At 75.0% G+C, this 22,694-nt stretch carries 17 protein-coding genes; 8 read left to right on the plus strand and 9 right to left on the minus strand.

The features are described from left to right. Window positions 1–18 precede the first annotated feature (18 nt). From KSE_RS14485 to KSE_RS39990, 3 genes are all read right to left on the minus strand, one after another. Complete coding sequence (locus tag KSE_RS14485) at window positions 19–201, minus strand: Trm112 family protein (protein WP_014136060.1); 183 nt, start codon at window positions 199–201, stop codon at window positions 19–21. A 126-nt stretch (window positions 202–327) separates the two neighbouring features. Continuing rightward, window positions 328–1,728 carry a phosphomannomutase/phosphoglucomutase gene (locus tag KSE_RS14490; protein WP_033260181.1) on the minus strand — a complete coding sequence of 467 codons (1,401 nt, stop codon included), beginning with the start codon at window positions 1,726–1,728 and terminating at the stop codon, window positions 328–330. Between the two features lie 113 nt (window positions 1,729–1,841). Beyond that, entirely contained in the window at window positions 1,842–2,300 is a 459-nt protein-coding gene (locus KSE_RS39990; RefSeq protein WP_231873169.1) for a DUF3499 domain-containing protein, read from the minus strand. A gap of 34 nt (window positions 2,301–2,334) precedes the next feature. Here KSE_RS39990 and KSE_RS14500 point away from each other — a divergent pair, with 34 nt between their 5' ends. Further along, the gene (locus tag KSE_RS14500) at window positions 2,335–2,781 is read left to right on the plus strand and encodes a metallopeptidase family protein (RefSeq protein WP_014136063.1); all 447 of its coding nucleotides are present in this window, start codon (window positions 2,335–2,337) and stop codon (window positions 2,779–2,781) included. A 35-nt stretch (window positions 2,782–2,816) separates the two neighbouring features. Here KSE_RS14500 and KSE_RS42815 read toward each other — a convergent pair whose 3' ends face one another. The 3 genes from KSE_RS42815 to KSE_RS14515 form a co-directional block, all read right to left on the minus strand. Continuing rightward, window positions 2,817–4,469, minus strand: a complete 1,653-nt coding sequence (locus tag KSE_RS42815) for a DUF5719 family protein (protein WP_014136064.1) — start codon at window positions 4,467–4,469, stop codon at window positions 2,817–2,819. Between the two features lie 6 nt (window positions 4,470–4,475). Then, a complete protein-coding gene (locus tag KSE_RS14510; protein WP_033260175.1) occupies window positions 4,476–8,324 on the minus strand; it encodes a glycosyltransferase family 2 protein in 3,849 nt (1,282 codons plus the stop codon). Between the two features lie 204 nt (window positions 8,325–8,528). Further along, complete coding sequence (locus KSE_RS14515; RefSeq protein ID WP_014136066.1) at window positions 8,529–8,801, minus strand: WhiB family transcriptional regulator; 273 nt, start codon at window positions 8,799–8,801, stop codon at window positions 8,529–8,531. 785 nt (window positions 8,802–9,586) lie between these two features. Here KSE_RS14515 and KSE_RS14520 point away from each other — a divergent pair. The 4 genes from KSE_RS14520 to KSE_RS14535 are packed head-to-tail and all read left to right on the plus strand — an operon-like array spanning window position 9,587 to window position 13,661. After that, a complete protein-coding gene (locus tag KSE_RS14520) occupies window positions 9,587–10,072 on the plus strand; it encodes a cysteine dioxygenase (RefSeq protein ID WP_033260179.1) in 486 nt (161 codons plus the stop codon). A gap of 20 nt (window positions 10,073–10,092) precedes the next feature. After that, window positions 10,093–11,064 (plus strand): 2-phospho-L-lactate transferase, encoded by a 972-nt coding sequence (gene cofD, locus KSE_RS14525; RefSeq protein WP_014136068.1) that lies wholly within the window; start codon window positions 10,093–10,095, stop codon window positions 11,062–11,064. Next, complete coding sequence (locus tag KSE_RS14530) at window positions 11,061–12,374, plus strand: coenzyme F420-0:L-glutamate ligase (RefSeq protein ID WP_014136069.1); 1,314 nt, start codon at window positions 11,061–11,063, stop codon at window positions 12,372–12,374. Before cofD ends, KSE_RS14530 begins: the two co-directional genes overlap by 4 nt. Window positions 12,375–12,419: 45 nt before the next feature. Then, on the plus strand, window positions 12,420–13,661 hold the full coding sequence (locus KSE_RS14535) for an IS4 family transposase (protein ID WP_014133439.1): 1,242 nt from the start codon (window positions 12,420–12,422) through the stop codon (window positions 13,659–13,661). A 222-nt stretch (window positions 13,662–13,883) separates the two neighbouring features. On the opposite strand, the gene KSE_RS14540 is transcribed toward KSE_RS14535, so the two are convergent. Further along, window positions 13,884–14,798 carry a DNA-3-methyladenine glycosylase family protein gene (locus tag KSE_RS14540; RefSeq protein ID WP_014136070.1) on the minus strand — a complete coding sequence of 305 codons (915 nt, stop codon included), beginning with the start codon at window positions 14,796–14,798 and terminating at the stop codon, window positions 13,884–13,886. A 130-nt stretch (window positions 14,799–14,928) separates the two neighbouring features. Between KSE_RS14540 and KSE_RS14545 the strand changes: the two genes are divergently transcribed. After that, the gene (locus KSE_RS14545) at window positions 14,929–15,717 is read left to right on the plus strand and encodes a TIGR03089 family protein (protein ID WP_014136071.1); all 789 of its coding nucleotides are present in this window, start codon (window positions 14,929–14,931) and stop codon (window positions 15,715–15,717) included. Between the two features lie 188 nt (window positions 15,718–15,905). After that, window positions 15,906–17,663 carry an LCP family protein gene (locus KSE_RS14550; RefSeq protein ID WP_014136072.1) on the plus strand — a complete coding sequence of 586 codons (1,758 nt, stop codon included), beginning with the start codon at window positions 15,906–15,908 and terminating at the stop codon, window positions 17,661–17,663. Between the two features lie 18 nt (window positions 17,664–17,681). Here KSE_RS14550 and KSE_RS14555 read toward each other — a convergent pair whose 3' ends face one another. Beyond that, window positions 17,682–18,287: an acyltransferase gene (locus tag KSE_RS14555; RefSeq protein ID WP_014136073.1), complete on the minus strand. Its 606-nt coding sequence runs from the start codon at window positions 18,285–18,287 to the stop codon at window positions 17,682–17,684. Between the two features lie 234 nt (window positions 18,288–18,521). Here KSE_RS14555 and KSE_RS14560 point away from each other — a divergent pair, with 234 nt between their 5' ends. Next, window positions 18,522–20,096, plus strand: coding sequence for an LCP family protein (locus tag KSE_RS14560; RefSeq protein WP_014136074.1), 1,575 nt, complete (start codon window positions 18,522–18,524; stop codon window positions 20,094–20,096). 37 nt (window positions 20,097–20,133) lie between these two features. On the opposite strand, the gene KSE_RS14565 is transcribed toward KSE_RS14560, so the two are convergent. Then, window positions 20,134–22,686: an FtsX-like permease family protein gene (locus KSE_RS14565; protein ID WP_014136075.1), complete on the minus strand. Its 2,553-nt coding sequence runs from the start codon at window positions 22,684–22,686 to the stop codon at window positions 20,134–20,136. Window positions 22,687–22,694 lie beyond the last annotated feature (8 nt).

Consider the following 22,694-nt stretch of genomic DNA (forward strand, 5'->3'; position numbering starts at 1 on the left):
CGGCGGGCGGGGCGGGGGTCAGGACGGGCGGCGGGCCTCGTCCACCAGCAGGACCGGGATGCCGTCGCGCACCGGGTACACCAGGCCGCAGCCCTCGCCGGTGCAGCGCAGCTCGTGCGCCTCGCCCTCGGTCTCCTCGTCGAGCGGGGAACGGCACTCCGGGCAGACCAGGATCTCCAGCAGGAAGGACGGCAGGCTCATGGCGGTCGGACTCCGGGGGCTCGGGCAACGGTACGGACGGCCGGTGACACAGCTGTACCCCGGCCGGTGGCAACCCTACCGGCCGGGGCACGCGAAAAGTCAGCGGCGGGCTGACTCCGGGGTCGGTCAGCCGCGGACGATCGCCAGCACGCCGTCGCGCAGCTCGGCCATCTTCGCCGGGTCCTTGGCCTCGGCGTTCAGGCGCAGCAGCGGCTCGGTGTTGGAGGCGCGCAGGTTGAACCACCAGTCCGGGCCGGCCACGGTCAGGCCGTCGAGCTCGTCGGTGCTGACGCCCGGCTGGTCGGCGTAGGCGGCGCGGACCTCGGCGGTGGCGGCGGCCTGGTCGGCGACGGTGGAGTTGATCTCGCCGGAGGCGGCGTACCGCTCGTACTTCGCGGTCAGCGCGGAGAGCGGGCCGTCCTGGCCGCCGAGCGCGGCGAGCACGTGCAGCGCGGCCAGCATGCCGGTGTCGGCGCGCCAGAAGTCGCGGAAGTAGTAGTGCGCGGAGTGCTCGCCGCCGAACACGGCGTCGGTCTCGGCCATCTCCTGCTTGATGAAGGAGTGGCCGACCCGAGTGCGGACCGGGACGCCGCCGAGGTCGCGGACCACCTCGGGGACGGTCCAGGAGGTGATCAGGTTGTGGATGATCGTCGGGTGGGCCTCGCCGGCCGCCTGGGCGCGGGCGATCTCGCGCTCGGCGACCAGCGCGGTGATCGCGGACGGGGAGACCGGGTCGCCGTTCTCGTCGATCACGAAGCAGCGGTCGGCGTCGCCGTCGAAGGCCAGGCCGAGGTCGGCGCCGACCTCGCGGACCTTCGCCTGCAGGTCGACCAGGTTGGCCGGGTCGAGCGGGTTGGCCTCGTGGTTGGGGAAGGTGCCGTCCAGCTCGAAGTACATCGGGACGACGTCCAGCGGCAGGCCGTCGAAGACGGTGGGGACGGTGTGGCCGCCCATGCCGTTGCCCGCGTCGACCGCGACCTTGAGCGGGCGGATCGCCCGCAGGTCGACCAGGCCGCGCAGGTGGTCGGCGTAGCCGCCGAGGGTCTCCTTGGCGGAGAGCGCGCCGGTGGCGGTCCCGGCGGGCGCGGCCGGGACGCGCACCGTGCCGTCGGCCTCGGCGGGGAGCCAGGACTCGACCAGCTCGCGGATCTCGGACAGGCCGGTGTCCTGGCCGACCGGGGCGGCGCCCGCGCGGCACAGCTTGATGCCGTTGTACTCGGCCGGGTTGTGCGAGGCGGTGAACATCGCGCCGGGCAGGTCCAGGCTGCCGCTCGCGTAGTACAGCTGGTCGGTGGAGCACAGCCCGATCTCCACCACGTCGGCGCCGCGGGAGGCCGCGCCCTCGGCGAACGCCCGGGACAGCGCGGGCGAGGACGGCCGCATGTCGTGGCCGACGACCACCGCGGCGGCGCCGACCACCTCGACGAAGGCCGCACCGAAGGCGTGCGCCAGCGACTCGTCCCACTGGTCGGGCACGACGCCCCGGACGTCGTACGCCTTCACAAGCTGCTTGAGGTCCCGCACCAGATCGCTCCCGTGTGTGTGCTGCGCAGTACTGCGGGCGTGACCGGCGCATGCCGGTCCGGGCCCGCAGAGGGGCAGCGTACCGGGCCCCGGCGGGCGGGCGGCGTCGGCCGGGCTCAGCTCTCCGGGGAGCGCAGCACCCGCAGGTGGCCGCGGCGGCCCGACTCGCCCTCGGCGGGCGGGGCCTGACGCGGCGTGCGCTCCTGTGGGCGGGCGGCCTCGCGGACGGCGTTCGCCAGCGCCTCCAGGTCGTCGCTGCTGCGGCGCAGCGGGCCGGTGTCGCCGGCCAGCCGGACGACGTCCCAGCCGCGCGGGGCGGTCAGCCGCTCGGCGTGCTCGGCGCACAGGTCGTAGCAGTGCGGTTCCGCGTAGGTCGCCAGCGGGCCGAGCACCGCGGTGGAGTCCGCGTAGACGTACGTCAGCGTCGCCACGGCCGGCCGGCCGCACGCGGTCCGCGAACAACGACGTACAGAACTCACGAGGGTGGACGGTACCGCAAGTCGGACCGGCCCGCGAAGACCCGCCCCCGGCTCGCGTGTCCCGTCGCCGTTACGCGCCGTGCTGGAGTGGTCCACTTCCGGGCATCCAGGGACTACGCTCGACACTGCTATGGACAGCTCGACACCCTCGTCCCCGCCCGGTCCCGGCCGCCGCAAGCACCGCGACCGGCACGGCCGCGGCATGCGCGGGCCGCTGGCACCGCCGCAGGTGCCCCTCTCGCTGACCCGGTCGGAGCTCTTCGACGACTACGTCCGCGAGTCCATGGAGCGCCTGGTCCGGCGCTGGCCGCAGCTGGAGGACGTGGAGTTCGCCGTCCTCGAGGTGCCGCTGCCGGCCAAGAACGAACCGGAGCCCGACACCGTGCCGCTCGGCCGGGTGGTGCTCGGCGCGGCGGGGCGGCGCAGCCGGATCCTGGTCTACCGGCGGCCGGTGGAGATCCGGGCCAAGTCCAAGGAGGACCGCGCCGCGCTGGTCCACGAGATCCTGATCGAGCAGGTCGCCGAGCTGCTCGGGCTGTCGCCGGACGCGATCGACCCGCGCTACGGCGAGGAGTAGCCCGCCGGGCGGGGGCTGCTCCTCGCCGCGGCCGGCTACTTCAGGACGACGCCCGGGTCCGCGGCGACGTGCGGGACCTCGACGGTGGCGTGGTCGTCGCGGAAACGCTGGACGGTGAAGGTGGGGACGTCCCGGGTGACGGCGCTGATCTGCCGGGTGGCGAGGACCGGGCCGCCGGCCAGGGTCTGCAGGGTGAGGGCGTAGGGGCCGTTGGCCTGGGCGGGGTCGATGCCGTCGACGGTGACGGTGCTGCCGGCCGGGACGCTGACCTCCTTGCTCGCCGGGGTGCCGCCGCTCGCGCCGGCCGAGCTGGTGACCCTGACCTTGGCGTCGCCGTCGGTGGCGGTGAGCATCAGCTTGGTCTGGCCGGCCCGGTTGTCGGCGATGGTGGCGCGGGCGCCGATCGGGGCGCCGCCGGAGAGCCAGCCCGCCTCGGTCTTGCCCTTGTTCTCGCGGTCGACCCGCAGGCCGGCCACGATCGGGGTGGGGTGGGTGTCGCTGGAGGGGGTGAGCCGGATCGCGCTCGCGCCCTCCCGGGTCTGGTCGGTGAACTGGAAGTCGAGGACGGCGGTCATGCCGGCCTTGACGTGCAGGGTCTCCTTGCCGGCCGGGGTGAACCAGCCGTTCTTGCCGGAGAGCTGGACCTTGAGGTCGGCGTCGTCGGCGGAGTCGGTGGCGACCACCAGGTGGGCGGTGGTGACGTCGTCCGGGATGCCGGGGACGGTGACGGCGGGGGCCGGGTCGGCGGAGGGTTCGAGCCAGTCGGTGCCCTTGCCGGTGTCGACGGCGTGCACGCCGGCGCCGATCCGGCCGCTGCGGGTGACCACGTGCAGGGCGAGGTTGTCGACCGGGCCCTTGGTGAGGCTGCGCAGCGCCATGGTCTGGAACTTGCCGGGGGCGATCGCGATGCCGGTGGCGAGGTCGTTCTCGATCGGGCCCTTGTCGCCGTACATCCGCAGGTCGACGACGGCGGGCAGGGTGTCGGCGTTGACCAGGGTGACGTAGTCGACCCGGCCGTCGGCGGTGCTGGCGCCGGAGAACCAGAAGCTGGTGCCGGAGGGCAGGCAGCCGGCGCCGGAGAGGCTGGCGCCGCCCTGCTCGGAGCTGGTGAGCTGGGTCGCGGTGAAGCCGGGGGCGAGGTTGCCGGCGGCCATCGCGAAGCTGCCGGGAGCGGTGTCGGTGTTGGCGGCGGGGCCGGTGACCGGGACGCCGGGCTTGGCCAGGTTGATCCGGGCGTCCACGGCGGCGGCGGCGGGGGCCGCCGGGCTGCCGGAGGGGGCGGCCGGGGCCGGGGCGGCGGCCGACGCGGAGGCGGAGGCGGCGGGCTGCGCGGGGTTCTGCGCGGCCAGCACGTTCTCGGTGGTGGCGTCGGCGAGCAGGCCGGTGCCGGTGGCGCCGGTGCCGCCCTCGGGGCTGAACAGGGTGATGCTGGTGGAGCCGGTGACGCCCTGCATCGGCGGCGGGCAGACCAGCGCGGTCCGCTCGACCTGCGCGGTGGTGCGGGCGCCGCCCGCGCCGGCGGCGCCCGCCGGGGCGCGCAGTTCGGCGACGCCGAACACCAGGCCGAGCACGGCCACGCCGGCCAGCAGCGACTGGCCGGTGCGGCTGCCGCCGGCCACGGCGCTCAGGTCGGGCGCCTTGAGCTTGGGCGCCTTCAGCTTGGGGGCCTTCAGGGTGGGCTTCTTCATCGCGGGTCAGCTCCCCGTCCCGGGCCGCTGCGGTTGGCCGCCGCCGTAGGGGTCGTTGGGGTCGTAGTAGGTGGTGGGCTGCTGCTGCTCGGGCAGCCAGGGCTGCTGCCGGCCGTCCTGCTGCTGGTGCTGCTGCGGGTAGCCGGCGGCGTACGGGTCGGTCCAGCCCTGGGCGGGCTGGGCCTCGTAGCCGTACTGCTGCTGGCCGTACTGGTCGTAGCCGTCGCCCTGCGGGGGCGCGCCGACCGGCTGCTGCCGGGCGTAGTCGTAGCCGTAGCCGTCGCCCTGGTAGCCCTGCTGCTGGTACGGGTCGGCCTGGTAGGGGTCGGCCTGGGCCTGGTACGGGTCGGCGAAGGGCTCGGGGTCGGGCTGGTAGGCCGCGGCGGGCTCGGGTTCGCCGGCGGGCTGGGCCGGGATGCCGGGGGTGTAGACGCCGGGTTCGGCCTGCGGGTCGTCGCCCTCGCCGCGTTCGGCGAGGCGGCGGGCCCGGCGGCTGCCGGGGGCGGGCGCCTGGGCCTGGGCCTGGACGGCCAGCGCCTGGGCGGCGACGACCTCCTCGGGGATGTCGTCGTCGTTGGTGTTGCGGCGTCCGGGCAGCGCCAGGATCAGGACGACCACGCCGAGCGCGAGCCGGCCCCAGGCCCAGGCGGTGTGGACGAGGCCGCCGGTGCGGGTGACGTCGAGCCGGCCGCCCTCGGCGGGGAGGGTGAAGCCCTGGGCCCAGCCGTCCACGGTGACCGGGGTGAGCGGCTTGCCGTTCAGGGTGGCCTGCCAGCCGCCGTCGGCCCGTTCGGCGAGCCGCAGCCGCCGGTCGGCCGGGCCGGCCGGGATCGTGGTCCAGATGTCGTGCTGCCCGGCGGGGACGACCACCGGGACGGTGCCGGGGCTGGTGATCTGCGCCCGGGTGCCGGGGACGCTGTTGACCTGCCAGAGGCCGACGCCGTTGTCGAGGCTGCGCCGGACGACGCCGGGCGTGGTGTCGAGCACGTCGCGGACCTCGGCGACCACCGGGTCCTTCACCTGGACGTAGGTGATGCCGTACCCGGCCAGGGTGCGGGCCAGGTCGCCGCCGGAGCCGGCCAGCAGCTTGGCGGTGAGCTCGGCCAGCTCGCCGTCGGCGGCGGCGTCCACCGTGCCCTCGGCCTGGCCGGTGGTCAGACCGGCGCCGCGCACCAGCGCGTACCGGACCGAGGCGCCCTTGGCGTCGCCGGTGACGATCAGGGTGCGGGAGCGGTCGGTGGTGTTGCCGGACTCGGCGATGAACGCCGGGACCTGGGCGTCGCTGCCGCGCCGCAGCGGGCCGTCGGCGCCGCTGACCGCCCACCAGACGGCGGTGCCGACGGGGGCCAGCACGGCGGCGGCGAGCACCAGCGCGGCGACCGGCTGGCGCCAGCCGAAGGCGATGCCGGAGACCCGGGTGTTGGCGCCGTCGGCGCCGATCGCGGCGGCGGCCAGCAGCGCGACGCCGGCCAGCAGGGTGGCCGGGCCGGCCCAGGCGGCGGTCTCGGCGCCGCCGGAGGCGGGGGTGACGGCGGTGCCGGCCACCACAACGGAGAACACCAGGCCGGCCGCGGCGGCGCCCCAGGCGGCCAGCACGGCGCGGCGCCGGTCGGCGCGCAGCAGCGCGGCGAGCGCGGCCAGCACCACGCCGGCGGAGAGCCAGACGGGGGGCGTGCCGGCGCCGCCGGGGTTGACCAGGACCAGGCCGAGCGGGTCGGCGGCCGGGCCGTTGAAGCCGGGGACGCCGGCCTCCAGCAGCAGCCGGGACGGGTTCGCCAGCACCTGCAGCGACCAGGGGGCGAGCACCAGGACGGGCACCCCGAGGATCACCGCGACGCGCAGGCCGAGCAGCCGCACGGCCTGCGCGCCGGAGCCGAACGCGCCGCCGCGGAGCACCGCGTGGACCAGCGCGGCCAGGCAGAGCGGGACGGCGATCGCCCAGACCAGCGGGACGAAGGCGGTGATGACGGTGAGCATCAGCACCGTCATCCAGGCGGAGCGCCAGCCGGGGCGGGCGCCCTTGGCGGCGGTCTCCTTGCGGATGCCGAGGCCGGCGGTGATCGCGGCGGCGCGGGCCAGCGGGGGCAGCAGCACGGCGAGCACCGCGGTGCCGATCCGGCCCTGGGCGAGCGCGCCGGTGGCGGCGGGCAGCATCGCGTAGGTGGCGCTGGCCCAGGCGCGGACGGCCTTGGAGGCGATCAGCGGCCGGGAGACCAGGTAGGCGCTGACCGCGGCGAGCGGCACCGAGAGCACCACGAGCAGGGTGAGCGCGAGGTCGGCGTGGTCGAACAGCGCCCAGGAGAGCACCGACAGCACGGCGAGGTAGGGCGGGGCGGTGGCGGTGGAGCCGGTGCCGACGGCGTGCCAGGGCGCGGCGTACATGTTCCACAGGCCGGCCGCGCCGTCCGAGGCGGGCAGCAGGGCGCCGCCCTGGAGGTAGCCGGAGCCGATCAGGTCGCGGCAGGCGATCAGCGCGAACAGCAGCAGCGCGGCGAACAGCACCGGGGCCGGGCGCCGGACCAGCTTCTTGAGCAGCGCGAACTGCTCGACCACCAGGTCGTCGGTGTCGTCGTCGCCGGGCCCGGACTCGACCGAGCCGTGCCGGCCGGCGCCGGCGTCGTCGCTGCCGCCGATCCCGAGCGAGCCGACCATGTTCTCGACGGCGAGCCGGACGGTGGCGCCGGGGGCCGGGAAGAGCGTGCGGTCGTCCAGCGAGTCGACCGAGCGGCTCTTGCGGCGGCGCGCCCGGGAGGCCATCAGCCGTGGCAGCCGGAGCAGTTCGTGGCCGAGGCCGGCGATCTCGTCGTACGCCTGCCGGGGGTCCTTGCCGACCAGGTTGACGACGACCCGGAACAGGGTGCCGAGGACCAGCCGGAGCAGGACGTACGGGAAGAGCAGGCCCTTGGAGTTGGCCAGCAGGGTGTAGACGGCGCCGGCCTTGTCGACCCGGTGCGGGTGGGCGGGGGCGCAGTCGATGGCGCGGCGCTCGCGGCTGGCGGCCTCGGCGTGCCGGAGCACGGCGTCGGGGGCGACCACGACGCGGTGGCCGGCCGCGTTGACCCGCCAGCAGAAGTCGGTGTCGTCCCGCATCAGCGGCAACGCCTTGTCGAAGCCGCCGAGTTCCTCGAAGACGTCGCGGCGGACCAGCATGCCGGCGGTGGAGACGGCGAGCACCGGGCGGACCTGGTCGTGCTGGCCCTGGTCCTGCTCGCGGCGGTCGAGGCCGGTCCAGCGGCGGCCGGAGCGGGCGATGCTGACGCCGACTTCGAGCAGCTGCCTGCGGTCGTACCAGGAGCGGAGCTTGGGGCCGACCACGGCGGCGGTCGGGGTGGAGTCGGCGACCTGGAGCAGCCGGCGCAGGGCGTCGGTCTGCGGTTCGCAGTCGTCGTGCAGCAGCCAGAGCCACTCGACCGGCTGGGTCTCGCGCGGGCCGCCGCGGCCGAGTTCGTCCTCGCCGCCGAGCGGGTCGCCGAAGTCGTCCCAGCCGCCGGTGACCGGGTCGTAGCCGGACGGGTCGAGGCTGTAGGAGAGGTCCTCGGGGCGCAGCGGGGGGCTGTTGAGGACGGCTTCGCCGACGGCGCGGCCGAAGCCGACCCGGCGGCCGAGGATCTGCGGGCCGCTCTCGGGGAGCCAGTCGCCGAGGGTGTCGGCGAGCAGCTGCGGGGAGTTGTCGGTGGAGCCGGTGTCCACGGCGAGGATGCGCTGGACCTGCCGGTCCTGGCCGAGCAGTCCGGCGAGTGCCTGCGGCAGCCAGCGGGCGCCGTCGTGCGAGACGATCACCGCGGTGACCAAGTGGCGCGGGTAGGCGGGCGGCCTGGCAGCGGAGAAGCCGCTCTGGTGGCTGTAGACAGTCATCGGGTGCGCGGACCACCGGTTCGGGTTTGACGGCAGATGACGCACCACACTAACGGCTCCGGGTGGCGCGATCGCCCCCGGTGGGTGTGAAAAGACGGTGCAGCGGGTATCGCGTCCGGCGGGCGGCGGGAACGCGAAAGCGCCCCACCTGTTCGGTGAGGCGCCGGTACGGGCCCGCCGTTGCGGAGGGTTCGGACCGCGGGTTCAGACCGCGCTCTTCTTCAGGCGGCGGCGCTCCCGCTCGGAGAGACCTCCCCAGATGCCGAACCGCTCGTCGTTGGCGAGGGCGTACTCCAGGCACTCGGCCCGGACCTCGCACGCCAGGCAGACCTTCTTGGCCTCCCGGGTGGAGCCGCCCTTCTCGGGGAAGAAGGACTCGGGGTCGGTCTGGGCGCACAACGCGCGCTCCTGCCAGCCGAGTTCCTCTTCGTCTTCCTCGATGCCCTCACCGATCAACAGCTCAAAGAGCTCGCTCATACTGGCGCGCCTCCTCTGCCCCTCTTGGCGTCCCCGTGGTGTTGCCGTTGCCGGTGCGGCGGAACGACACGAGAGAAATTACAGTTGCGTCACTCTGGCCCAGTCAAGCCGAGCTCTGGTATTGGGCCGAGGATTCACTCCCCGGAACCAAGCCACTACGAATAGTGTACATATCCGGACAACCAGGACATCACGCCGGGTCCTTGACCAGCCATCAGGCCGCCCTGCCACTCGCGACCGGGGTGCCACCGGGCCGCACTGGAGCGATCTCAGGGCCTCCCTTCCCGGGGGCTTCCGATTCGAAACCTTAATGGGTGCTTATCACCCCATCCGGTGGTTCGGAGCTGATGTGACCCGAATGTCCGTCGGTCCGCCTTGACACTGGAGGGTCGGTTGCGGTCTGCTTGGCCGCATGTCAGAGTTCCCGGCCACCTCCGCCGACCGGCGCCGCCAGGCGCTCCTCGGCGCTGCCGCGAACTCCTCGTGTTGTCGCCGCTGTCTCCGCTGTATCTAGGCGCACGCGTCCCACCGCGCGCCGCCCCGGAACAGAGGCCGACCGCGCGACAGTCCCCCCTGAACGTTCTCGCGGCCCCGGCTGATCCCATCCGCAGCCGAATCCCGAGGACGTCACCGTGCGAATGCCCCGCCTCCGCAAGCGCGACCGCGACCGCAAGCGCCTGCCAGCCACCGCCACCGTCACCACGAGCACCGCCACCGCCATCGCGCCCGCGCCCGCGCCCCGCTGGGCCGACGGCCTGAGCGACGTGTCCATCGCGGGCGACCCGATGGCCTTCCCGCACCTGGCCCGCACCGACCTGCCCGCGCACCCGACCTCGCTCGGCGGCTACGCCCGGCTGGTCCGCGAGATCGCCGCCGACCGGGCCCGCTGGGAGCCGCTGGTCCGCTACGACGCGCTGACCCGCTGGTACGCCCGGCTGGAGACCGGCCCCGGCTACGAGGTCTGGCTGCTCAGCTGGCTGCCCGGCCAGTCCAGCGGCTTCCACGACCACGGCCGGTCCTCCGGCGTGATGACCGTCGTCCAGGGGGAGCTCAGCGAGCGCTCGCTGACGGCGGGCGGCGAGGGCTCGCGCGCCCTGGCCCCCGGCGGGCTGCGGGTGTTCTCCACCGGCTACCTGCACGAGATGGTCAACGCCTCGCTGGAGCCCGCCGTCTCGATCCACCTGTACACGCCGGGCCTGGTCGAGATGAACCAGTACCCGACCGAGCAGCAGGCCGCCGCCGCCACCCCGGAGCGTCACCGGGTGCGCTGACGCGCTGGCAGGATGAGGCCATGCGAATCACTGCGTTGGCGGGCGGGATCGGCGGAGCCAGGTTCCTGCGCGGGCTGCGGGCGGCCCTCGGGCCCGAGGACCGGATCACCGTGATCGGGAACACCGGGGACGACATCCACCTGCACGGCCTGAAGGTCTGCCCCGACCTGGACACCGTGATGTACACCCTCGGCGGCGGCATCCACGAGGAGCAGGGCTGGGGCCGGGCCGACGAGACCTGGTCGATCAAGGAGGAGCTGAAGGCGTACGGCGTCGGGCCCGACTGGTTCGGGCTCGGCGACCGGGACTTCGCGACCCACATCGTGCGGACCCGGATGCTGGCCGCCGGCTACCCGCTGTCCGCCGTCACCGAGGCGCTGTGCGACCGCTGGCAGCCCGGCGTCCGGCTGCTGCCGATGAGCGACGACCGGGTCGAGACGCACGTCCGGATCACCGACGCGGACGGGTCGCGGGTGGTGCACTTCCAGGAGTACTGGGTGCGGCTGCACGCGGCCGTGGAGGCCGAGGCGATCGTCTCGGTCGGCGCCGAGGACGCGAAGCCCGCGCCCGGGGTGCTGGAGGCGATCGCCGAGGCCGACCTGGTGCTGCTGCCGCCGTCGAACCCGGTGGTCTCGATCGGCACCATCCTGACCGTCCCCGGCATCCGGGCGGCGGTCGCCGCCGCGGCCGCCCCGGTGGTCGGCCTCTCCCCCATCGTCGGCGGCGCCCCGGTCCGCGGGATGGCCGACCGGGTGCTGGCCGCCGTCGGCGTGGAGACCGGCGCGGCGGCCGTCGCCCGGCACTACGGCTCGCGCCGGGACGGCGGGCTGCTGGACGGCTGGCTGGTGGACTCCTCGGACGCCGCCGCGGTCGACGAGGTCGAGGCGGCCGGGATCGCCTGCCGGGCCGTCCCGCTGCTGATGAGCTCGGTCGAGGCCACCGCCGAGATGGCCCGGGCCGCGCTGGCGCTGGCCGCCGAGGTCTCCGCGTGACCGGGGGCGCCGGGCCGTCGGCGCTCTCGGTGCTGCCGGTCCCCGGGCTGCCCGAGGTCGCGGCCGGCGACGACCTGGCCGCACTGATCGCCAGGGCGGGCGCGTTCGAGGACGGCGACATCCTGGTGGTCACCTCCAAGGTGGTCTCCAAGGCCGAGGGCCGGCTGGTCCGGGCGGACGACCGGGAGGCCGCGATCGACGCCGAGACCGTCCGGGTGGTCGCCCGGCGCGGCCGGGCCCGGATCGTCGAGAACCGCAACGGCCTGGTGATGGCCGCGGCCGGCGTCGACGCGTCCAACACCGCCCCCGGGACGGTCCTGCTGCTGCCGGTCGACCCCGACCGGTCGGCGCGCGAACTGCGGGCCCGGCTCCAGGAGTTGACCGGGCGCCGGCTGGCCGTGCTGGTCACCGACACCTTCGGCCGGCCCTGGCGCGAGGGCCTGACCGACGTCGCGATCGGCGCCGCCGGACTGCCCGCGCTGGAGGACCACCGCGGCCGGGTCGACAGCCACGGCAACGAGCTGCGGCTCACCGTCACCGCCACCGCCGACGAACTCGCCGCCGCCGCCGACCTGGTGAAGGGCAAGGCCACCGGCACCCCGGTCGCCGTCGTCCGCGGCCTCGGCCACCTGGTCACCCCGGCGGACGGCGACGGCGCCCGCGCCCTGGTCCGCGCCCCCGGGCAGGACATGTTCCGGCTCGGCACCTCCGAGGCGGTCCGCGAGGCCGTCACCCTCCGGCGGACGGTCCGCGCCTTCACCGACGAACCCGTCGACGGCGACGCGGTGCGCCGGGCCGTCGCCGCCGCGATCACCGCCCCCGCCCCGCACCACACCACGCCCTGGCGGTTCGTCCTGCTCGAAACGGCCGGGGCCCGCACCCGGCTGCTCGACGCGATGCTCGCCGCCTGGCAGCGCGACCTGCGCGAACTCGACGGCTGGAGCGAGGAGCGGATCGCCCGGCGCACCGCCCGCGGCGAGGTGCTGCGCGGCGCGCCCTACCTGGTCGTCCCCTGCCTGGTCGCGGACGGCTCGCACGCCTACCCCGACCCGCGGCGGGCCGCCGCCGAACGGGAGATGTTCGTGGTCGCGGTCGGCGCCGCCGTGCAGAACCTGCTGGTCACCCTCGGCGGCGAGGGGTACGGGTCGGCGTGGGTCTCCTCGACGATGTTCTGCCGCGACACCGTGCGGGAGGCGCTGGAGCTGCCGGCCGACTGGGACCCGATGGGCGCGGTCGCCGTGGGGCGGGCGGCCGAACAACCGAGAGACCGTCAGCCGCGCCCGGCGGACGACTTCCTGACGGTGCGCTAGGCCCAATACCGGTGACTTTGGTCCAGTTGGGTCGTTGGGCTGGGTATGCCAAGGCCTGGACAGCTGAAGTCGTCGGTGGGTGACCGGTTCTCGGATCGGATCGCGTTGGGGGTGCTGACGCGCGCCTATCCGCCGGAGTTGATCGACGAGGTCGTTGCCGCGTGCGGTCGGACCGAGCAGCGGAGTCGACTGCTGCCCGCTCGGGTGGTGGTCTACTTCGTCCTGGCGATGTGCCTCTTCTTCGGCCAGGGATACGAGGAGGTGGCCCGGCTTCTCGTCCAGGGGCTGGAGCGGGAGAGCCGCTGGGCGAACGGTTGGCGGGTGCCGACGACGGCGGCGATCGGACGGGCCCGCCTGCGGCTGGGCCCGGAGCCGCTACGGGCCCTGTTCGCCCGGGTCTGCCGGCCGGTGGCGGCCGAGCATACGCAGGGCGCCTGGTACCGGCGGTGGCGGCTGGTCGCGGTGGACGGCACGACGTTCGATCTGCCGGACACGGCGGCGAACGCCGAGTTCTTCGGACGGCCCGGCACCAGCCGAGGGCAGGGCCGAAGCGCCTATCCGCAAGCGAGAGTCGCGGCGCTGGCCGAATGCGGCACCCACGCGATCTTCGCAGCGGAAGTCGCCTCGCTGTCCGTCCACGAGACCGCCCTGGCCGAGCGGCTGTTCCCCGCCCTGGCCGAGGACATGCTCGTGCTCGCCGACCGGGGCTTTTGCGGCCTGGACCTGTGGCGGTCCGCCCGGGCCGGCGGGGCCGACCTGCTGTGGCGGGTCAGGAGCGTCGCCGTGCTGCCGGTCATTGCCCCGCTCCACGACGGCTCCTACCTGTCCGAGATCGTCGCCGCCCGCGACAGGAACCGGCGGGAGGACCCGGAGCGGGTGCGGGTCATCGAGTACACGATCGGCTCGCGCGGTGGCGACGGCACCGTCTACCGGCTGATCACCAGCATCCTTGACCCGGCCGACGCCCCGGCGGGCGAGCTCGCCGCCCTCTACGCCCAGAGGTGGGAGATCGAGAACACCCTCGACGAGCTCAAGAACCACCAGGGCGCACCCGGGCTCGTGCTGCGTTCCCAGCACCCGCGCGGAGTCGAGCAGGAGATCTTCGCGTTCCTGCTCGTCCACCACGCCCTGCGCGACCTGATGCACCAGGCCGCCATGCGAGGCGGGCACGATCCCGACCGGATCTCCTTCGCCCGCACCCTTCGAGTCGTCCGCCGCCACGTCACCGGGCAGGCGGCCCTTTCCCCCCTCCCGACTGGCCCGGGCACTCACTCAGAGCCTGCGTGAGATCACCGAACGGCTGCTGCCCGCAAGGCGGTCACGTTCCAATCCCCGCGTCGTCAAACGCAAGATGTCGAACTGGGCACTCAAACGAGCCGAGCACTACAGCCCACCCCCACCCGCGGCCCCCACCGTCCGGCTTGTCGGGCCGACCAAGACCAGCCCAACCCGCCGGAAATCAACCTAAATCACCGGTATTGGCGCTAGGCCGCCTCCGGCGGAAGCCGCCTACCGCCCGCGGTGGTCGGCGGGCGCCAGGCGGGGGCCGTACTTCGGGGCGCGGGCGCCGGCCAGCGGCAGCAGGCGGCAGAGCCGGTGCCGGTGCGGGCGGTAGGGCTCCAGCAGGGCGAGCATCTGGGCGTCGTCGCTGCGGGGGCGGCCGGCCAGGGCCCAGCCGACGGTGTTCGGGAGGTGGAAGTCGCCGACCGAGACGGCGTCCGGGTCGCCGTTGCTGCGCTGCAGGGTCTCGGCGGCGGTCCAGGGGCCGATGCCGGGGACGGCGGTGAGGCGGGCGAACGCCTCGGCCGGGGGCAGCGCGGCCGCCTGTTCGAGGCGGGCGGCGAGCCGGACGGCGCGCAGGACGGTGGCGGAGCGCTTGGGGTCGACCCCGGCCCGGTGCCAGGCCCAGCTGGGGACGAGCGTCCACTCCCGGGCGGAGGGCGCGACCCGCATGCCCAGGTCGGCGGCCGGGCCGGGGGCGGGGGTGCCGTGGTCGCGGAGCAGGGCGCGCCAGGCCCGGTACGCCTCCATGGTGGTGACCTTCTGCTCCAGGACGGCCGGGACGAGGGACTCCATCACCAGACCGGTCCGGGTCAACCGCAGCCCCGGGAACGAGCGTTGGGCCTCGCGCAGCGGCCCGGGCGGCAGCACCAGGCCGGCCGGGTCGTCGTCCGCGCCGAGCAGCGCGGGGAGCTGTTCGAGCAGCCAGCCGCCGCCCGGGCCCCAGCCGGTGGCATCGATCCCGTCGGCGCGCTGGAGGATCCGCAGCGTGCCCGGGCCGTCGGGGGTGCGGGAGGCGCGCCAGACGGCCCCGTCCGGGGTGCGCCGGAAGGCCGGGTCGCCGGCGCCGCGCTGGAGCGGGAAGAGCGTGCGGCCGAGGTCCAGGGGGTGGCCGGGCCGCCACTGCCGGGTCTGGGCGGGCATCGGCCGCTCCTCGGGCTGGAGGTCTGGAAGTGGGGTGCGGGGGCAGCGCCGAGCGTAACGCGGCACGGCGACCGGACCGGGCGGGCACCCTCCCGTCCGACGGGGGGCAGGACGTAGGCTGGGACGCACCATGACTGCGCCTTTCGCTGCCGACGCCCACACCCCCGCCGAGCTGCTGCAGGCCTTCCTGCGCCCGGGGTCCGCCGCCGACCCGTCCCGCCCGTTGGTGACCTTCTACGACGACTCGACCGGGGAACGGGTGGAGCTGTCGGCGAAGACCTTCGACAACTGGGTGGCGAAGACGGCCAACCTGCTGCAGGACGAGTTGAACGCCTCGCCCGACGACCGGGCGGCGCTGCTGCTGCCGGCCCACTGGCAGAGCGCGGTGTGGCTGCTGGCCTGCTGGTCGGTGGGCGTGGCCGCCGTCCCCGGGGGCGAGCCGAAGGACGCCGACCTGGTGGTCTCCGGGCCGGACGGCCTGGCGTCCGCGCAGGAGTGCCCGGGCGAGCGGGTGGCGCTGGCGCTGCGCCCGCTGGGCGGCCGGTTCCCGCAGCGGCCGGACGGGTTCCTGGACTACGCGGCGGAGGTCCCCGGGCAGGGCGACCGGTTCGCCCCGTACTCGCCGGTGGACCCGCAGGCCGTGGCACTGGAGACGCTGGTCGACGGACTGCCGCTGAAGCTGACCGGCGAGCAGACGGTCGCGCTGGCCCGGGAGGGCGCGGCCCGGCTGGGCCTGGACAGCGGCAGCCGGGTGCTGTCCACGCTGTCCTTCGACGACTGGGCGGGCCTGGAGGCGGGCCTGCTGGCACCGCTGGCGGCCGGCGCCTCGGTCGTGCTGTGCCGGAACTCCGGGCAGTTGACGGAGGACCAGTGGCAGAGCCGGATCGACTCCGAACGGGTGACTCTGCGCCTGGGTTGACGGCCCGACCCCTCCCGGGCGGGTAGTCCTGGGCTGATGGCAGTGGAGCGCGACGGCGCGCCCCGCCCGGCGGAACCGTCCGGGCGGGGCGCGCCGTCGCCGTTTCCCGCCCGCTCCGGCCTCCCGGCCGGGTGACGGGTATCACATCGTGGCGGGTTTGGCCGTCAGGCTCGTCTAGGGTGTCCGGGATGAACAGCGGACACCGGCACCGGGGCGACTCGGCGGACTCGACCCCGCCGGGCGTCGACCCCGCCGACCAGTGGGTCCTCGACCCGGCGACCGGCGAGTTCCGGCTCGATCTGGACGCGGGCCGGCACGACTCCGCCGAGCGGCCCGGCGCGGCCCCGGCGCGCCCGCAGGCCGCGCGCCGCCGGGCCCCGGCTCCGGCCTCGGGCTCGTCCTCGGCCTCGGCGGAGGCCGGGAAGGCCGACGGCGGGCGCGGGCGCGGACGCGGGGCGAGCGCGGTGCCCGGGGGCCGGGCCGCGCGGCGCCGGGGCCGCTCCACCCGCGGCCGGCGGGCGCTGAAGTGGACCGCGGGCACGCTGGGCCTGGTGCTGGTCGCCGGCTGCGGCGGCGCGTACTACGTCTACCAGCACTTCAACAGCAACATCTCGTCGGTGAAGGTCGAGGTCGGCGACGAGTCCGAGCGCCCGCAGGCGACCGACGCGCTGAACATCCTGGTGATCGGCACCGACAGCCGGGTCGGCCTCGGCCGGGAGTACGGCGACGAGGGCTCGGCCGGGCACGCGGACACCACGCTGCTGTTCCACATCTCCAAGGACCGTTCGAACGCGACGGTGCTGTCGATCCCGCGCGACCTGATGGTGTCGATCCCGGAGTGCAAGACCAACGGCAAGAGCATCCCCGGCGAGGCCCGGACGATGTTCAACACCAGCCTCGGGCAGGACGGGCGCGACCCCGGCTGCACCTGGAAGACCGTCGAGAAGCTGACCGGCGTCCGGATCAACCACTTCATGATGGTCAACTTCGAGGCCGTGAAGACCCTGTCGACCGCGGTCGGCGGCGTCGAGGTGTGCGCGGCGACCAACATCAACGACCCGTACTCGCACCTGAAGATGACCGCGGGACGGCACGTGGTGCAGGGCGAGGAGGCGCTGGCCTTCGTCCGCACCCGGCACGCGGTGGGCCTGGGCGGCGACCTGACCCGGATCCCGCTGCAGCAGCAGTTCATCTCCTCGATGATCCGCAAGATGAAGAGCAGCGACACCCTGACCAGCCCCACCAAGCTGTGGGACCTGGCGGACGCGGCGACCAAGGCGCTGACCGTCGACGACGGGATCGGCAGCGTCAGCAAGCTGAAGGACCTGGCGCTCGACATCTCCCGGGTCGACACCAAGAACATCACCTTCACCACGGTGCCGGTGATCGACGACCCCAAGGACAGCAACCGGCTGGTGCTCAAGCCGAACGACGCCCAGCAGCTGTTCGCGATGATCGCCGCGGACCGCTCGCTGACCGACGTCCCCGAGCCGAGCGCCGCGCCCTCCGCCGCGCCCGCCACCACCGCGGCGGCGGCTCCGGCCGCGCCCGCCGCGCCCAAGGTCGACGCGGCCGGGGTGAAGGTCACCGTGCGCAACGGCAGCGGGACCGCCAAGCTGGCCGGCAAGGCCGCCGACGCACTGCAGGCGAAGGGCTTCGCGCTGGCCGTCGCGGGCAACAACGCGGACCCGGCCGCCACCAGTGCGGTCACCTACCCGGCCGGGCACGCGGACGAGGCGAAGGCGGTGGCCGCGGCCCTCGGCCTGCCCGAGACGGCGGCCGAGGCGAGCAGCCGGCTCGGCGCGAAGGACGGCGTCGTGGTGGTGCTCGGCAAGGACTTCACCACCGCGGGCAGCACGCCGTCGGCGGCGCCGACCGAAGCCCCGAAGGACATCCAGCGGGTGCAGGCGGACGACACCAACGTCTGCGCGTCGAAGGCGAAGTAGCCCCGTCGGCGGTCGGGCCTAGGCGTCCGGGACGAGGGTGTCGGGGCCGGTCTCGGTGTAGGTCTCGCCGGTGCGGGGGCAGCGCCAGCGGCCCGGGGCGGTGGGGGCGAGGGGTTCGCCGGCCCGGCCGACCCACTTGATCCGGCGGGCGGGGACGCCGGCCACCAGCGCGTAGTCGGGGACGTCGCGGTGGACGACGGCGCCGGCCGCGATCAGCGCCCAGCGGCCGACGGTGACGCCCGCCACCAGGACGGCGCGGCCGCCGACCGAGCAGCCCTCGCGGAGGGTGACGCCGCGGGCGTGCCAGTCGTCGCCGCGCTTGAGCTTGCCGTCCGGGTCGACCGAGCGCGGGTAGAGGTCGTTGGTGAGGACCGCGGCCGGGCCGACGAAGACGCCGTCCTCCAGCACGGCCGGCTCGTACACCAGGGCGTGGTTCTGGAGTTTGACCCGGTCGCCGAGCTTCACGCCGGGGCCGACGTAGGCGCCGCGGCCGATGATGCACTCGGCGCCGATCTCGGCGTCCTCGCGGACCTGGGCGAGGTGCCAGACGGTACTGCCGGGGCCGATCACGGCACGCGGATCGACGTCGGCGGTGGCCTCGATCCTGGGGGCGCTGCTCGTCATGGCGCGACCCTAGCGCGGGCGGGCGGCCCCCGTCCGGCCGTTCGAAGGACCGCCGCTGGCGGTCCGTCAGGCCGCGGGGGCGCCGGCCGGGCCGAGCGGGCCGGCCGGTGCACGGCGGCCCCGGTGTTCACCGGGCCCGGGCGCGGCGGCGCGCTCCGGGGCCGGCGGGCGGGGTGCGGGCGCGTCCGGCGCGCCGTCGGAGCGGGCCCGACCGGCCCGCCTACCATGCGGAGGATGCACCGCCAGCGCCCGTCCGCACGCCCGTCCGCACCGTCGAGGCCGCGTCGGCCGGGCCGCCGGCGGTGGGGCCGCTGGGCGGCGGGGACGCTGTCCTTCGCGGTGCTGGCGACCTCCTGCGGCGGGTGGGCGCTGCTGGACGGGATCGGCTCCTCGATCGGCCGGGTGGACGCGATCGGCGGCGGGCCGGACCGGCCGTCCGACGACGGCGCCGCGACCTTCCTGGTGGTCGGCACCGACGAGCGCGCGGGCATCCCGGAGTCCACCCTGAAGGACGTGCTGCACGCGGGCGGCGAGTCCTGCCACTGCACCGACACCATGATGGTCGTGCAGCTGTCCGCCGACCGCGGCCGGGCCACCGTGGTCTCCGTCCCGCGCGACTCGTACGTGGACATCCCCGCCCACCAGGACCTCGCCACCGGGCGGCCGGTGCCGGCCGGCAAGGGCAAGATCAACGCGGCGTACGGGATGGGCGGGGCGCCGCTGGCGGTGCGCACCGTCGAGCAGAACACCGGGCTGCGGATCGACCACTACGTCGAGGTGAACTTCCTGGCCTTCGTCTCCACGGTGGACGCCCTGGGCGGCGTCGAGGTGTGCAGCCCCAAGCCGCTGAAGGACGAGTACTCCGGCCTGGACCTGCCGGCCGGCACCAGCCGGCTGGACGGCGCGGGGGCGCTGCGGTACGTCCGGGCCCGGCACGTGGACGGCTCCTCCGACCTGGGGCGGATGCACCGGCAGCAGCGGTTCCTGGCGCAGCTGCTGCACCGGGCGTCCGCCGGGGACACCCTGCTCGACCCGGCGAAGCTGACCGGGGTGCTGGACACCGTGCTGCGCTCGGTGAAGGTGGACAAGGGGCTGGGCAATGCCGAACTGCTGGAGTTCGCGGGCCGGTTGAAGGACCTGTCGGCGGCGAACGCGGACTTCGTCACGGTGCCGCTGGCCGAGGTCGACCACCCGGTCGCGGGGTGGGGGTCGACCGTGCTGTGGGACGAGGAGCGCGCGGCGGCGCTGTTCGAGGCGGTCCGGGCCGGGCGCCCGCTCACCGGGGCCGCGGCCGCCTCCTCCACCCCCTCGACCCCGGCCGCGCCGAGCGGGTCGTCGGCCGCCGGAACGGTTCCGCCGGGCGAGGTGCGGGTGCAGGTGCTCAACGGGGCGGGCGTCCAGGGCCTGGGCTTCCGGGCCGACGCGGAGCTGCGCAGGGCCGGTTTCGCCACCACCGGCACGCCCTCCAACGCCCCCGGCGGCGGGACGGCCGCCCGGACGGTGATCCGCTACGACCCGCGCTGGGACGAGTCGTTGAAGACCCTGGTGGCCGCTCTGCCGGACGCCGGGCTGGAGCCCGTCCCCGGGCTGGGAGCGACCTTCCAGGTGGTGGTGGGCAGCGCGTACCGGGCGCCTTCGGCCGAGGCGTCGGCGCCGGCCTCGCCCCCGGCTCCGGCGTCGGCGTCGGCGTCGGCGTCAGCTTCGGCGTCCGTCGAGGGCCGGGCAGTGGCCGCGCCCCCGGCACCGTCGGCGGGTCCGTCGGCGGTGGCGGGGGCGGAGAGCGGCAGCGAGATCGGCTGCCCGGCCTGAGCGGGCCGGGGTGGCCGGGTGCCGGTGGTCGGTCCGGCTAGTCGGTGGCGATGGCGGCCAGGACGTTCATCCGGGCGGCGCGGAAGGCCGGGACGAGGGCGGCGATCAGGCCGATCAGGACCGAGCCGACCAGGACGGCGGCGACGGTGCCGGTGGGGACGGACAGGGTGCTGAGGCCCTGGGTGGCGAGCACCGAGCGGGCGGTGACGCCCCAGGCGAGGCCGAGGCCGGTGCCGAGGACGGCGCCGAAGAGGGCGATGACCACGGACTCCAGCCGGACCACCCGGCGCAGTTGGCGGCGGGAGAGGCCGATGGCGCGCAGCAGGCCGATCTCCCGGGTGCGCTCGACGACGGACAGGGCCAGGGTGTTGACCACGCCGAGGACGGCGACCACGATCGTCAGGCCGAGCAGGCCGTAGACCATGGCGAGCAGCTTGTCGACCTGGGACCTGATCATGTCCTTGTAGCCGGCCTGGTCCTTGACCATCAGCTGCGGGTACGCCTCCAGGGTCTTCTGCAGGTCGGCGAGGACCGTTGCCTTGTCGGCGCCGGCCGCGGCGCCGGCGAACAGCACCCGGTCTCCGGGCAGGTGGCCGCCGAGGCCGGTGGAGACGGTGTCGATGGCGGTGAAGAAGTTGCCGTCGAACAGCTGGTTGCCGGTCTTCAGGACGGCGGCGACCGGGAGGGTCTGGGTGCGGCCGTCGCCGTAGTCGGCGGTGATCGGGTCGCCGACCTTGAGGTGGTGCGCGTCGGCGAACTTCTGGTCGACCGAGACGCCGCCGGTGAAGACGCCCTCGGCGGTGCCGGCGGCGAGCGGGAGGCGGAAGTCCCGGGCGAAGCTCGGGTCGGCGGCGATCAGTTGGCTCTCGGTGCGGGCGCCGTCGGGGGTGGTGAGGTCGGCGGGGACCTCCTTCTGCCGGGTGACGTGGTCGACGCCCTTGGTGCGGGCGACCGCGTCGACCGCGGCCTGGGCGATGGATCCGTTGCCGCCGCCGACGATGTAGTCCGCGCCGACGGACTTGTCGATCTGGGCGCCGGCCGAGGTCACCATCGAGGAGGTGATCACGGAGGCGCCGACGACCACGGCGAGGCCGATCATCAGGGCGGCGGCGGTGGAGCCGGTGCGCCGCGGGTTGCGGGTCACGTTCCGCTGGGCGAGCCGGCCGGCCGGGCCGAACAGGGCGGGCAGCAGGCCGCCGAGCAGGCCGAGCAGGCCGGAGACCAGCAGCGGGCCGAGCACCACGGCGCCGACCAGGGTGGCGAGCACGCCGAGGCCGATCAGCGCGCCGCCGGAGGAGCCGGTGGAGCGGGCGGCGAGCACCAGGGCGGCGGCGCCGAGCGCGGTGGCCAGCGCGCCGAGGACCGTGCGGATCCGGTTGGCCCGGGGCTCGACCGGGGCGGCGTGGTCGAGCAGCGCGGCCATCGGGGTGATCCGGGAGGCGCGGCGGGCCGGGATGAACGCGGCGAGCAGCGTGACCAGCACGCCGACCGCGTAGGCGGCGGCCGGCACCGTCCAGGTGACGTCCAGTGAGGCGTCCAGGTTCATCCCGGCGGCCCGCATCAGCTGGATCATGCCGAGCGCGAGGCCGAGGCCGGCGCCGAGGCCGAGGGTGGAGCCGAGCACGCCGAGGATCAGGCCCTCGGTCAGCACCGAGCGGTTGACCTGGGAGCGGCTGCCGCCGATGGCGCGCAGCAGGCCGATCTCGCGGGTGCGCTGGGTGACCAGCATGGAGAAGGTGTTGACGATCAGGAAGCCGCCGACGCCGGCCGCGAGGACCGCGAAGCCGAGCATCGCGTACTTCATGAAGTCGAGGAAGGAGCCGACGTCGGAGGCGTTCTCCTGCTGCTGCTCGTCGGCGGTCCTGGCCTGGAAGCCGCCGCCGAGGTCGGCCAGCGCGGCGGCCTTCAGCTGCTCGTCGGTGCGGGTGCCGTCGCCGAACACCTCGACCGAGGTGTAGGCCCCGGTGCCGAGCAGCACCTGCTGGGCGGTGGGGGTGTCCATGAAGACGAGGGCGGCGCCGGGGTTGGTGGTGCGGAAGGTGGCGATGCCCGCGATGGTGAAGTCGTGGTTGGCGTCGGTGATGACCCGGACCTTGGCGCCGAGGCCGAGCTTGGCCTTCTTCGCCGTGTCGGCGTCCAGCACGACCTGGTCGGCGCCCTGCGGGGCGTGGCCGGAGGTGATGTCGACGGAGTTGCGCGGGCCGTCCGTCCAGTTGCCGGTGAGCGTGGGGGCGCCGGTGGTCGGGCCGATCACCTTGTTGGTGGCGGGGTCGACCAGCGTCGCGGTGGAGGTCATGACCTGGCCGATGGCGGCCTTGACGCCGGGCTCGGCGGCGACCTTCGCCACCGTCCCGGCCGGGACGGTGGGGATCTCGGCGGGGCCGCCGCGGTCGGTGATGCCGTCCTTGGCCTTGGAGACCGAGAGGTCGGAGGCGGTGGAGGCGAAGAGCTTGTCGAAGGTGCTGGTGGCGGTGTTGTAGAAGACCAGGGTGCCGGACACGAAGGCGACCGAGAGCACCACGGCGAGCAGGGAGAGCAGCAGGCGCCACTTGTGGGCGAAGAAGCTCCGCAGCGAGGTCTTGAGCAGCATGGCGGTGG

It is taken from the genome of Kitasatospora setae KM-6054 (genome assembly GCF_000269985.1).
GTDB lineage: Bacteria > Actinomycetota > Actinomycetes > Streptomycetales > Streptomycetaceae > Kitasatospora > Kitasatospora setae.

Excerpts from the sequence above, each read along its gene's own strand:
- KSE_RS14540 (WP_014136070.1), bottom strand. The coding sequence starts at position 14,798 with ATGCCCGCCCAGACCCGGCAGTGGCGGCCCGGCCACCCCCTGGACCTC.
- KSE_RS42815 (WP_014136064.1), bottom strand. The coding sequence starts at position 4,469 with ATGAAGAAGCCCACCCTGAAGGCCCCCAAGCTGAAGGCGCCCAAGCTC.
- KSE_RS14500 (WP_014136063.1), top strand. The coding sequence starts at position 2,335 with ATGGACAGCTCGACACCCTCGTCCCCGCCCGGTCCCGGCCGCCGCAAG.
- cofD (WP_014136068.1), top strand. The coding sequence starts at position 10,093 with ATGCGAATCACTGCGTTGGCGGGCGGGATCGGCGGAGCCAGGTTCCTG.
- KSE_RS14560 (WP_014136074.1), top strand. The coding sequence starts at position 18,522 with ATGCACCGCCAGCGCCCGTCCGCACGCCCGTCCGCACCGTCGAGGCCG.
- KSE_RS14515 (WP_014136066.1), bottom strand. The coding sequence starts at position 8,801 with ATGAGCGAGCTCTTTGAGCTGTTGATCGGTGAGGGCATCGAGGAAGAC.
- KSE_RS14565 (WP_014136075.1), bottom strand. The coding sequence starts at position 22,686 with ATGCTGCTCAAGACCTCGCTGCGGAGCTTCTTCGCCCACAAGTGGCGC.
- KSE_RS14485 (WP_014136060.1), bottom strand. The coding sequence starts at position 201 with ATGAGCCTGCCGTCCTTCCTGCTGGAGATCCTGGTCTGCCCGGAGTGC.
- KSE_RS14520 (WP_033260179.1), top strand. The coding sequence starts at position 9,587 with ATGGCCTTCCCGCACCTGGCCCGCACCGACCTGCCCGCGCACCCGACC.
- KSE_RS14510 (WP_033260175.1), bottom strand. The coding sequence starts at position 8,324 with ATGACTGTCTACAGCCACCAGAGCGGCTTCTCCGCTGCCAGGCCGCCC.
- KSE_RS14535 (WP_014133439.1), top strand. The coding sequence starts at position 12,420 with ATGCCAAGGCCTGGACAGCTGAAGTCGTCGGTGGGTGACCGGTTCTCG.
- KSE_RS14545 (WP_014136071.1), top strand. The coding sequence starts at position 14,929 with ATGACTGCGCCTTTCGCTGCCGACGCCCACACCCCCGCCGAGCTGCTG.
- KSE_RS14550 (WP_014136072.1), top strand. The coding sequence starts at position 15,906 with ATGAACAGCGGACACCGGCACCGGGGCGACTCGGCGGACTCGACCCCG.
- KSE_RS14555 (WP_014136073.1), bottom strand. The coding sequence starts at position 18,287 with ATGACGAGCAGCGCCCCCAGGATCGAGGCCACCGCCGACGTCGATCCG.